This is a genomic window from Rhizobium sp. AG207R (assembly GCF_027109195.1).
Classification (GTDB): domain Bacteria; phylum Pseudomonadota; class Alphaproteobacteria; order Rhizobiales; family Rhizobiaceae; genus Rhizobium; species Rhizobium dioscoreae.
In genome coordinates this window covers 1-11402 of sequence record NZ_JAEPVT010000024.1, presented here as the reverse complement: position 1 = coordinate 11402, position 11402 = coordinate 1, and the positions used below count along the sequence as shown (strand labels likewise).

The following is an 11402-nucleotide window of genomic DNA, read 5'->3' as shown; positions in this document are numbered from 1 at the left end:
TTATCGATTTGAATTCATGGATTTTTGTGGTCTTGGCGGGCACCCCCTCATCCGCCTGGCGGCACCTTCTCCCCGCTGGGGAGAAGGGGACGGCGGCGATCTCCGCTCATATGCGATAGCCCTGCCCACAAGGGGGAGATCGTTGGGAGTTTGACGCTCGTTACCGCAAAATAGCAAACCGCGATTTCAACGGGTTCGATCTTTGCTTGAGGTGAAAAGGCGCTGCAGATTACCAATCTCCCCCCTTGTGGGGGAGATGTCGCGAAAGCGACAGAGGGGGGTGCGCACCCTCCAGGAACACACCGCTGACTGAAGGTAAGAACAGCCTAAACCAATGAAATTGCTTTGTCGCCCGCCGGGGGCGAGATAGGCTCTGTGCTTGCCGCTTCGTTCCTATCTTCATAGACGTCGTGGAAGTTCATAATCATTATCCGGGCCAGAGGTTTTATATCAGCGTGACATCTCATTTCCTGCTCGGCATCGATACGGGTGGAACCTACACCGATGCCGTTCTCTTCCATGAAACCGATGGCGTAATCGCCAAGGCGAAATCGTTGACCACGCGGCATGATCTGGCCGTCGGCATTGCCGGCGCCGTCGATGCCGTCATCGCCAAGGCCGGCATTCCCGTTTCGGCCATCGGCCTCGTATCGCTGTCGACGACGCTTGCCACTAATGCGCTTGTCGAAGGGCAGGGCGGTCGCGCCGGGCTGGTCATGATCGGTTTTGGCCCCGAGGATCTCAAACGTGATGGCCTTGCGGAAGCGCTGGGCTCCGATCCCGTGCTCTTCCTCCCCGGCGGTCACAATGTTCATGGCAATGAAAATCCGCTCGATTTGACGGCTCTGCGCGACGCGTTGCCGGAACTGGCGAAATCGGTCTCCTCCTTCGCTGTTGCCGGCTATTTCGCCGTCAGGAATCCGGCTCATGAAATCAGGGTGCGCGACTGCATCCGCGAGCTCTCGCATCTGCCCGTCACCTGCAGCCATGAGCTTTCTTCAAAGCTTGGCGGCCCGCGCCGCGCCCTGACGACGCTGTTGAATGCCCGCCTCGTGTCGATGATCGACCGTCTTGTCGGCGCCTGCGAAGGATTTCTGAGGACGCGCGGCATCTCTGCGCCGATGATGGTGGTGCGCGGCGATGGCGCCCTCATTTCCGCCGATGAAGCCAAGCTGCGGCCGATCGAGACCATTCTGTCTGGTCCCGCCGCAAGTCTTGTCGGAGCTCGCTATCTTACCAGCCTCGACAATGCCGTCGTTTCCGACATCGGCGGTACCACCACCGATGTCGCCGTCATGGAAGATGGCCGGCCGCGGCTCGATGCCGATGGTGCTGTGGTCGGAGGCTACCGCACCATGGTTGAGGCAGTCGCCATGCGCACCTACGGCCTTGGTGGCGATTCCGAAGTCAAGATCAACGATCGCGGCCTTATCGCTGCTTTCGAACTCGGCCCGCGCCGCCTGCTGCCGCTGAGCCTTGCCGCTCATACGCATGGTGCCGTCGTGCTTGAGGTCTTGGAGCAGCAGCTGCGGGCGACGCATCTCGCCCGTAACGCCGGCCGTTTCGCGCTCCGCACCGGCGTACCCGATCATCTTGCAAGCGGCCTCACCGGGCCAGAGCAGACGCTGTTCGATCGCATCGGCAGCGTGCCTGTAGCACTCGATAAGCTTCTGGCGATGACGTCGCAGAAGGCGACGCTGGATCGGCTTGTCGCGCGCGGTCTTGTGCATTTGAGCGGCCTGACGCCTTCCGACGCCATGCATGTGCTTGGGAGGCAGGGGCAATGGAACGCTGAAGCGGCCCGCCTCGGGCTGGCCTTGGCGATGCGGCTGAAGGATGGCTCTGGCCGTCCGATCGCCGAATCCGTCGAGGAGCTGGCGCAGAAGATCGTCGATCGCCTCACTCGCCAGTCGGCCGACGTCATTCTTGCCGCCTGCTTGGCCGAAGATGGCGTAGCCGATCTCGATCCCGCAAAATCCATCTCCATCGATCGCGCGCTTCGCCGCGCGCCGGGGATCGCCCGCTTCGCCATTTCGCTCGATCGGCCGCTGGTCGGCCTCGGTGCTTCCGCTCCGGTCTATTACCCCGCCATTGCCGAGATGCTGGCGACCGAGAGTGCCATTCCCGGCGATTCGGATGTGGCGAATGCCGTCGGTGCTGTCGTCGGCCAGGTCCGCACCAGCGTCACCGTCTTCGTCACCATGCCGGAGGATGGCATTTATGTGCTGAATGGTGCCGGTGAGAGCCTGCGCTTTACCGACGAGAGCCACAGTTTCTCCGATGCCCGCGCGCGGGCGATGGAAGCTGCAACGGCGCAGGCAAGGCTGAATGGCGCGGTCGACCTCGTCGTGACAGTGGATGAGCAGGTGGATGCGCCCGAGGTGGAAGGCAGTCGCAAGCTGATCGAGGCCCGGTTCGTGGCAACCGCCACGGGCCGTCCCCGAATCGCCATGGATTGATTATTTCCATAAAGGCATAAATCTTTCGAACTATTGCCAAATTGACAGAAGTGAAACCGTGAGCAAAGTGGCAACATGTTAAAATTGAGCCGTAGCACGGCCTTGAGGAGTATATGGCATGAGCCGCATTGAAAAACACGGGCTTCAGATCGAACAGGTCCTCTACGATTTCCTCGTTAAGGAGGCGCTTCCAGGTTCGGGCGTGGATGCCGACGCCTTCTTTGCCGGTTTTTCCAAGATCGTCCATGATCTCGCGCCAAGGAACCGTGAGCTTCTCGCCAAGCGGGACCGCATGCAGGCAGCGCTTGACGATTGGTACCGCAAGAATGGCGCGCCCGTCGATCTCGCCGCCTACGAAGCCTTCCTGCGCGAGATCGGCTATATCGTGCCCGAAGGTCCGGCCTTCACGATCTCGACCGCCAATGTCGATCCGGAAATTTCAGAGATTGCCGGCCCGCAGCTCGTCGTTCCCGTCATGAATGCCCGCTATGCCCTGAACGCGGCCAATGCCCGCTGGGGATCGCTCTATGACGCTCTCTACGGCACCGATGCCATTCCGGAGACCGCTGGCGCCGAAAAGGGCAGGGGCTATAATCCCAAGCGCGGCGAGAAGGTCATCGCCTGGGTTCGGGATTTTCTTGATTCCACCGTTCCGCTTGATGGCGCAAGCTGGAAGGATGTCACAGGCTTCGCTGTGAAGGATGGCGCCTTGGCGGTTACGACCGAGGGCGGCGCCGTAAAGCTCGCCGATGGCAGCCATTTCGCCGGCTATCTCGGTGATGCCGCTACCCCCACCCATATCCTACTGAAGCAGAACGGCATCCATATCGAAATCGTCATCGACACGAGCACCGCCATCGGCAAGTCCGACCCGGCCGGCATTTCCGATGTCCGCCTGGAATCGGCGATCACGACGATCATGGATTGCGAGGATTCGATCGCAGCCGTCGATGCCGAGGACAAGGCGGAGGTTTACCGCAACTGGCTCGGCCTGATGAAAGGCGATCTGACCGAGGAAGTCGCCAAGGGCGGCAAGACCTTTACCCGCCGGCTCAACCCCGATGTCACCTATACGGCGCCGAATGGCGGCACGTTCGATCTGCATTGCCGCTCGCTTATGCTGGTGCGCAATGTCGGCCACCTGATGACCAATCCGGCCATTCTCGACCGTGATGGCAATGAGGTGCCGGAGGGTATCATGGATGCCGCCATCACCGGCCTGATCGCGCTCTATGACATCGGCCCCAGTGGCCGCCGCAAGAATTCCCGCACCGGCTCCATGTATGTCGTCAAGCCAAAGATGCACGGGCCAGAAGAAGTCGCCTTCGCGGTGGACATCTTCTCGCGCGTCGAGGATCTGCTTGGGATGCCGCGCAATACCATCAAGATGGGCATCATGGACGAGGAGCGCCGCACGACGGTCAACCTCAAGGAAGCGATCCGCGCCGCCCGCGAGCGCGTCGTCTTCATCAATACCGGCTTCCTCGATCGCACCGGTGATGAAATCCATACTTCGATGGAAGCAGGCCCAATGATCCGCAAGGGCGATATGAAGCAGGCGGCCTGGATCGGCGCCTATGAGAACTGGAACGTCGATATCGGCCTGGAATGTGGCCTTTCCGGTCATGCCCAGATCGGCAAGGGCATGTGGGCCATGCCGGATCTGATGGCGGCCATGCTCGAGCAGAAGATTGCGCATCCCAAGGCGGGTGCCAACACCGCCTGGGTGCCATCCCCGACGGCCGCGACGCTGCATGCTACCCATTATCATCGCGTCAATGTTGCTGATGTGCAGAAGAGCCTGAAGAGCCGCGCCCGCGCCAAGCTCTCCGACATCCTCTCCGTGCCGGTCGCCTCGCGGCCGAACTGGACGCTGGAGGAAATCCAGCGGGAAATCGACAATAACAGCCAGGGCATCCTCGGCTATGTTGTGCGCTGGGTTGATCAGGGCGTCGGCTGCTCCAAGGTTCCAGACATTAACAATGTCGGCCTCATGGAAGACCGCGCCACGCTGCGCATCTCGGCGCAGCACATGGCCAACTGGCTGCATCACAAGGTCATCACGGAAGCGCAGATTCTGGAAACGATGAAGCGCATGGCGGCTGTGGTTGACCAGCAGAATGCCGGCGATCCTAACTACGTTCCCATGTCAGGCAATTTCGACGGCTCCGTCGCCTTCCAGGCCGCTCTCGATCTCGTCCTCAAGGGGCGCGAGCAGCCGAATGGCTATACCGAACCGGTCCTGCATCGCCGCCGCATCGAGCTGAAGGCAAAGCAGGCGGGGTAACTTCATCCCGTCGGAGGTCACCTCGATCGTTCGAGGCCTTGTCCTCTGCGCTGCTTTGACTGCAAGGCAACTCGCGATGAGGTGGAGGGGCTCTTGCGGCCAGCGGAAAAAGTGAGCCCTCATTCCGAGGCGCGCAGCCAAGGGCGGAGCCTTGAAGGATGAAGGCGAGTCCTGACGATTGGGATCGATCCAAATCCCTCAAGCAAAAAAGCCGCCGGATCAGTATCCGGCGGCTTTTTCAATTCGAATGTCCAGTGATTACTGGATAACGATAACCTTGGTGCTGCGGCCGGGAAGAACGCGGCTGTAGAGATCGATCACGTCCTGATTGATCAGGCGGATGCAGCCCGAGGAGGCAGCGGTGCCGATCGAAGCCCATTCCGGCGTGCCGTGCAGGCGGAACAGCGTGTCCTGGCCCTTTTCGTTGTAGAGATACATGGCGCGTGCACCGAGTGGGTTGGAAAGGCCCGGGTTCATGCCGCCATCGACATACTTGGCGATTTCTGGACGGCGGACAGCCATTTCCTTCGGCGGATGCCAATTCGGCCATTCCTGCTTCCAGGCGACGTATGCGGTGCCGGACCAGGAGAAGCCCTGCTTACCGACGCCGATGCCGTAACGCATCGCTTCGCCATTGCCGAGGATATAATAGAGGTGACGCTCGCGTGTATTGACGATGATCGTGCCTTCCGCTTCATCCGTCTTGTATTCGACGATCTGACGGCGGAACTGCGGCTTCACCTTCTGGATCGGGATCGCCGGCAGCTGAAAGCCATTGTCGGTCGTCACGCCGTAGTCGCCATCGAACGTCTTGATGGTTTCGGTGGCCGAATTTGCGGTGGCGGCCGGCGCTGCTGCGGCGGTGGTGGCATAGCCAGCCGATGCGAGCATTGCGACAAGGCCGAGTGCGGTCATAGCATTACGGATGCGCATGGAAGTCTCTTGAATTTTCGTGGCGGGAAATGGATGGCTGTAAACCATCTTTGTCTAAAGTTTATTTTCCATTAAACTTGGCTTTGCAAGCTGCTCTGGCCCTACAAAAATAGGGCCGGCGCGCAAATTAGAAGGACATGGTTTTTTTGCAACAACGCCAAGCCTGTCCCCGAGACAATTCATGACGATTTTGAACGTTTACAATAACAATCCGTTAATAGATGGCCGGCAGTCGGAACGGGCCATGCTTGTACGCAAAGGCGTGCAACTATTACTGCACGAAATGCGTCACGCCGTGCTACCGGAGCTGCCGCTCGCCAGCGGTCGCCGCGCCGATCTCGTCAGCCTTTCGGAGAAGGGCGAGATCTGGATCATCGAGATCAAGACCTCGATCGAGGATTTCCGCGTCGACCGCAAATGGCCCGAATACCGGCAGCATTGCGACCGGATGTTCTTCGCGACGCACAAGGATGTGCCGCTGGATATCTTCCCGGAGGATTGTGGGCTGTTTCTGTCGGACGGCTACGGCGCCCATATGCTACGCGAGGCGCCGGAGCATCGCCTGCCGCCGGCGACGCGCAAATCGGTAACGCTCAATTTCTCTCGCGCCGCCGCCCAGCGCTTAATGCTGGCAGAATGGGCGACGGGTAAAGATTTTGCCTTCTCCCCTCGGGGAGAAAGCGCCCGAAGGGCGGATGAGGGGGGTGAGACGCCTTAGCTTCGAGCGCCTTTGAAGCTTGCACTTACAGCGTCCTCTCCCGATACAATAGTATGCTCTATTTCGGCGCCCGCTTGGCAAGGATGCGCTGTAAGGTGCGGCGATGCATGTTGAGGCGCCGGGCCGTCTCGGAAACATTGCGCTCGCACATTTCATAGACACGCTGGATATGTTCCCAGCGCACGCGGTCAGCAGACATCGGATTTTCTGGCACTTCGGCCTTCTCGCCGGGGCGCTGCGTCAGCGCGGCATAGACGTCATCGGCATCGGCAGGTTTGGCGAGATAGTCGAGCGCGCCGAGCTTGACGGCGGTGACCGCCGTCGCGATGTTGCCATAGCCCGTCAGCACCACGATATGTGTGTCGTCGCGCCGCTGACGGATGGCTTCGATCACATCGAGCCCGTTGCCGTCGCCGAGGCGAAGGTCGACCACGGCATATTTCGGCGGGGTCGCCTTGGATTTGGCAACGCCTTCCGCCACCGATTCCGCCGTCTCGACCACAAAGCCGCGTGCCTCCATTGCCCTCGCCAGCCGGCGTAGAAAGGGACCATCGTCATCGACGATCAGCAATGTAGCATCCGGGCCGATATGGGCCTCGGCATCCTTGGCCCCGACCGGCGGAGCAGCACTTTCCTTATCCGTCATGTTATCTTCTATCCCGGCGACCATCCGCCTGCATATTCAACCGATTTTGACGATGGCAGTTTTAAGCCGCGAAAATCATTTTGTCGAATTACTGTCGATTAATACGCGCGGCCATTCGACGCGGACGCGCGCTCCCGGCGTTTCCGGATCGCGATTGCCGAAGGAAAGTGTGGCGCCCGAGCGCTCGAGCAACGTCTTGGCGATGAAGAGCCCAAGCCCAAGGCCGCCTGCCGTGTCATCCCGCTGGCGTGAGGTGACATAGGGTTCGCCGATCCGTGCCAGTATTTCAGGCGAGTAACCGCCGCCATCGTCCTCGATGATAATAGTCAGAGTTTCGGCGGTGTATTCCACCGTCACCGTCACAGTCTTGCGGGCATAATCGACCGCATTTTCGATGAGGTTGCCGAGGCCATACATCATGCCGGCATTGCGTGACAGAACAGGTTCGCCCGCCCGCGGGCTCTTCTCGATGAATTCCAGGTTGATCCCGAACTCGCGGTGCGGCGCGATCACTTCTTCCATCATCGACGACAGCGTCAGCCGCCTCATATGCGCTTCGTCCTCGGAGGAGAGCGTCGTCAGCCGCCTGAGAATATCGCGGCAGCGCTCGCTCTGGCTGCGCAGCAGCGCCACATCCTCCCGGAAACGGTCGTCCTCGCGCAGTTCCCGCTCCATCTCCTTGGCGACGACGCTGATCGTCGCAAGCGGCGTGCCGAGCTCGTGTGCCGCCGCCGCCGCCAGCCCGTCGAGCTGCGACAGGTGCTTTTCCCGCTGCAGCACCAGCTCCGTCGCCGAAAGAGCATCCGCAAGCTGGGAGGCTTCCATGGAGACGCGATAGGCATAAAAGGCGGCAAAGGCCATGGTGGAGGCGATAGAGCACCACACGCCCAGCTGCATGACGCTATGCACGCTGACCGAAACGCCCTCATACCAGGGCAGGGGGAAGGGAGAGAATGCCAGACCGGTAATGCAGATCATTGCAAGTACGATGAGCGGCATACTGTAGCGGATCGGCTGCGATGCGAAGGAGATGATGACAGGCACGCAGACGAGCGCCGAGAAGGGATTGGCAAGCCCGCCGGTGATCAGCAGCAGTCCGCAGAGCTGCAGGAGATCGAGGCTGAGCAGCGCAAAGGCTGCCGGCGGCTCCAGTCGGTGCGTGGGCGGATAGCGCAGCGTCAGGAAGAAGTTGATCCAGGCAAGGCAGGCGATCAGTACGCAGCAGGGCAGCAGCGGCATGGGAAATTTCAGCCAGAAGGCGACGATCATCACGGTTACCGTCTGACCGCCGACCGCAAGCCAGCGCAGGCGCACCAGCGTCTGCAGTCTCAGCCGCCGGCTGGTATGATGGCCCTCCTGCGCCTTCATTTCGGCTTCGGAGAGCTTTTCCAGTCCCCGGAAGAAGCGTGCCATCGTCATGTCCCCCTTGGCTTGGCGCGTGTCGTCGGCAAGGCCTCGGCCGGATCTTCCGGCCAGGGGTGCCTGGGGTAGCGGCCGCGCATATCGGCGCGCACATCCTTCCAGGATCCGGCCCAGAAGCCCGGCAGGTCGCGTGTCGTCTGGATCGGGCGATGTGCCGGCGATGTCAATTCCAGCACCAGCGGCAATCTGCCGCCGCCGATGGCCGGATGCTGCTTTAGCCCGAACAGCTCCTGCACCCGAATGGTCAACAGTGGTTCCTCGCCATCATATTGAATGGGATGGCGGTGGCCGGTCGGCGCCTCGAAATGCGTCGGTGCCATTCGAGCGAGGTCGCGCTGCAGCTCGTGCGGCACGAGAGACATCAACCCGTTGGAAAGGCTGCCCGCGGAGATATCGGAGAGGCCGCGCGCGTCGGGCTGAAACGGCATGAACCATTCCTCAAGCCGAGCAAGCAGCGCCTCGTCGCTCATATCGGGCCACGGATCGCCGATCGTCCGATGCAGGAAGCCGATCCTGTCCCGCAGCTGCGTGGCTTCCTTGGAAAACGGCAGGACACCGATCCCGAGTTCCCGTATGCCGTCGGCCAGCGCCTTGGCCGCCGGCTCGCCGGTGGGCCGCGGCAGAGGCGTCTCTTCGAAGATGATGGCACCGAGCCTTGTCACCCGCCGCGCCCGCACCTGCCGGCTCGCTCTGTCGAAAAAGCTCTGGTCTTCGGTGCGAATTTCGCCCGGCAAATGCTCTTCGACATCGGCGCGGGAAATCTCCGCCGCAGCAAGAACGCGCGCGTGCGCCGCACGTCCCGTCAGGTCCGCGACGACAAGCATCTGGGAGCCGGCAAGCCGCTCGGTCTCCGGCAACTCTGCGCCGCGCCCATTGGCCATGACGAAACGTCCCCGCCCGCCACGCTGCAGCGCGATGCGGTCGGGAAAGGCATGCAGCAGCAGCGCGCCGACAAGCGGAGGAATAGAGGAAGGGGTGCCGCCGTTGCCACCGGCCGCTTGAGCGAGACGCCCGGCAAGACGACGCGCGGCCTCGGCCCGTTCACCCTTCTCGGTCTTGAAGCGCCGCAGCCGGTCTTCCACGTCGATGCTCTGCCCACCAAGCCCCTGTTCCGTCAGCAGTACCGCAAGCAGCGCCGCTTCGCGCGCCTGGCCGAATTCGCCAGCCGAAATCACCATCGCCGCCAGTCGTGGCGGCAGGGCGAGCTCGCGCATCAGCCGTCCGCGCGCCGTCAGCCCGTTTTCCGCGTCGAGCGCACCCAGCTGTCGCAGCAGGGCTCGTGCTTCGGCAAGCGTGGTCGCAGGCGGTTGATCGACGAAGGCAAGCGTCGCAGGATCTTGCACGCCCCAATGGGCCAAATCGAGTGCCAGGCCGGAAAGATCGCTCGAAAGGATCTGCGGCGGCGTGAACGCCGGAAGCGCCGCGGTCTGCCCCGGATGCCAGAGCCGGATGGCGATGCCCGGTTCGGTTCGTCCGGCGCGGCCGGCGCGCTGATCGGCCGAGGCGCGCGACACGCGCACCGTCTCGAGCCGCGTGATACCAGTGGAAGCCTCGAAAACGGGCAGGCGCTGCAATCCGCTGTCGATAATGATTCGCACGCCATCGATGGTGATGGAAGTTTCGGCGATCGAGGTCGCCAGCACGATCTTGCGCGTGCCCTGCGGCGCTGGCCGAATTGCCGCATCCTGTTCCTTCTGGCTGAGATTGCCGTAGAGCGGCGCAATCATCGTCTCCGGCCGGAAGCGGCCCTCCAGCCGCTCCACCGTGCGGGTGATTTCCGCCTGCCCGGGCAGGAAGGCGAGGATGGAGCCCTGTTCGCGCGCGTGCGCATCAAGTATTGCCCGCGTCACCGTATCCTCGATCCGCTCTCCCGCTGGCCGATCCTGATGACGGATATCGATCGGGAAGCTGCGACCCATGCTTTCGATCACGGGCGGGTGGTCGAGGAGTGCAGCGACACGCTCCACATCGAGCGTTGCCGACATGACGAGAATGCGCAGATCCTCTCGCAGCGCCGCTTGCACATCGAGCGCCAGCGCCAGGCCGAAATCCGCATCCAGCGAGCGCTCGTGGAATTCGTCGAAGATGACGGTGGAGATGCCTGAGAGTTCGGGGTCGTCGAGGATCATCCGCGCGAACACACCTTCCGTCACCACCTCAATGCGCGTCTTAGGAGAAATGCGGTTGTCGAGCCGCATGCGGTAGCCGACTGTATCGCCCACCTGTTCGCCGAGCAGTGAGGCCATGCGGGCAGCAGCGGCTCTTGCGGCCAGCCGCCGCGGCTCCAGAAGAATGATCCTGTCATCGCCGCGCCGGGCTTCGTCCAAGAGATAAAGCGGTACCAGCGTCGTCTTGCCGGCGCCGGGCGGCGCGGAGAGCACGGCACGCCGCTCTTCAGCGAGTGCCGCACCGATATCGGCGAGCACATGCGAGACAGGCAGCTCCGGCAATGAAGGTACTCTATATGTCACGCCTGCCCGCTCCGCATATGTTTATGGGCGAAAGCTGGCGTTTGCCGGTTCGACCCCGCCTGTGCCCGCCTTTTATCGAGAAGCACCATATCTGCTCCCTTCAATCTCTCGATGTCTATTAGGTCCTGGGTGTCCGGCTGGCAATGCGAGCCGGATCCAATGCTTGCAATAGGCGCAAGTGGCCCTTTAGGAGCGCTTATCTGGATGATTCCGGCAGATGGCGTAAAATGAATCCTGAAATCGTGACCAATCGCGAAAAAATCTCCAAGATTTTGATCGCGTTCACAAATCCGCTTTTTAATTCAATCACTTACAAAAATGTCAGAATTTTTACAGCGAGCCTGTTGACTATATCGGGTTGGGGGGTCTATAAGCCCGATCACTGACGAGGGCGGCGGCGCTGCTGGCGACGAAGTCTCTCGCTCTGGTGTTTCCTGGATTGGCTGCGATGCTGATTGGTGGTTCT

7 protein-coding genes are annotated in these 11402 nt (G+C 61.5%); 3 read left to right on the top strand and 4 right to left on the bottom strand.

Annotated elements, in window-relative coordinates; genetic code table 11:
* Window positions 1-455: 455 nt before the first annotated feature.
* A complete protein-coding gene (locus JJQ51_RS32730; protein ID WP_113352913.1) occupies window positions 456-2459 on the top strand; it encodes a hydantoinase/oxoprolinase N-terminal domain-containing protein in 2004 nt (667 codons plus the stop codon).
* A gap of 118 nt (window positions 2460-2577) precedes the next feature.
* Entirely contained in the window at window positions 2578-4746 is a 2169-nt protein-coding gene (locus JJQ51_RS32725) for a malate synthase G (RefSeq protein ID WP_113352891.1), read from the top strand.
* 258 nt (window positions 4747-5004) lie between these two features.
* On the opposite strand, the gene JJQ51_RS32720 is transcribed toward JJQ51_RS32725, so the two are convergent.
* Window positions 5005-5679, bottom strand: a complete 675-nt coding sequence (locus JJQ51_RS32720) for a L,D-transpeptidase (protein ID WP_095436107.1) — start codon at window positions 5677-5679, stop codon at window positions 5005-5007.
* A gap of 181 nt (window positions 5680-5860) precedes the next feature.
* Between JJQ51_RS32720 and JJQ51_RS32715 the strand changes: the two genes are divergently transcribed.
* Window positions 5861-6397 (top strand): MmcB family DNA repair protein, encoded by a 537-nt coding sequence (locus tag JJQ51_RS32715; RefSeq protein ID WP_113352892.1) that lies wholly within the window; start codon window positions 5861-5863, stop codon window positions 6395-6397.
* A gap of 58 nt (window positions 6398-6455) precedes the next feature.
* Here JJQ51_RS32715 and JJQ51_RS32710 read toward each other — a convergent pair whose 3' ends face one another.
* From JJQ51_RS32710 to hrpB, 3 genes are all read right to left on the bottom strand, one after another.
* The gene (locus tag JJQ51_RS32710; protein ID WP_113333884.1) at window positions 6456-7043 is read right to left on the bottom strand and encodes an ActR/PrrA/RegA family redox response regulator transcription factor; all 588 of its coding nucleotides are present in this window, start codon (window positions 7041-7043) and stop codon (window positions 6456-6458) included.
* Between the two features lie 75 nt (window positions 7044-7118).
* Window positions 7119-8411, bottom strand: a complete 1293-nt coding sequence (locus JJQ51_RS32705) for an ActS/PrrB/RegB family redox-sensitive histidine kinase (protein ID WP_173002575.1) — start codon at window positions 8409-8411, stop codon at window positions 7119-7121.
* A gap of 47 nt (window positions 8412-8458) precedes the next feature.
* On the bottom strand, window positions 8459-10936 hold the full coding sequence (gene hrpB / locus JJQ51_RS32700; RefSeq protein WP_269245862.1) for an ATP-dependent helicase HrpB: 2478 nt from the start codon (window positions 10934-10936) through the stop codon (window positions 8459-8461).
* Window positions 10937-11402: the final 466 nt, after the last annotated feature.

Bases quoted from the DNA above. Each gene is read 5' to 3' on its own strand.
- JJQ51_RS32725 (WP_113352891.1), top strand. From the start codon at position 2,578: ATGAGCCGCATTGAAAAACACGGGCTTCAGATCGAACAGGTCCTCTAC.
- JJQ51_RS32720 (WP_095436107.1), bottom strand. From the start codon at position 5,679: ATGCGCATCCGTAATGCTATGACCGCACTCGGCCTTGTCGCAATGCTC.
- JJQ51_RS32715 (WP_113352892.1), top strand. From the start codon at position 5,861: ATGACGATTTTGAACGTTTACAATAACAATCCGTTAATAGATGGCCGG.
- JJQ51_RS32710 (WP_113333884.1), bottom strand. From the start codon at position 7,043: ATGACGGATAAGGAAAGTGCTGCTCCGCCGGTCGGGGCCAAGGATGCC.
- JJQ51_RS32705 (WP_173002575.1), bottom strand. From the start codon at position 8,411: ATGAAGGCGCAGGAGGGCCATCATACCAGCCGGCGGCTGAGACTGCAG.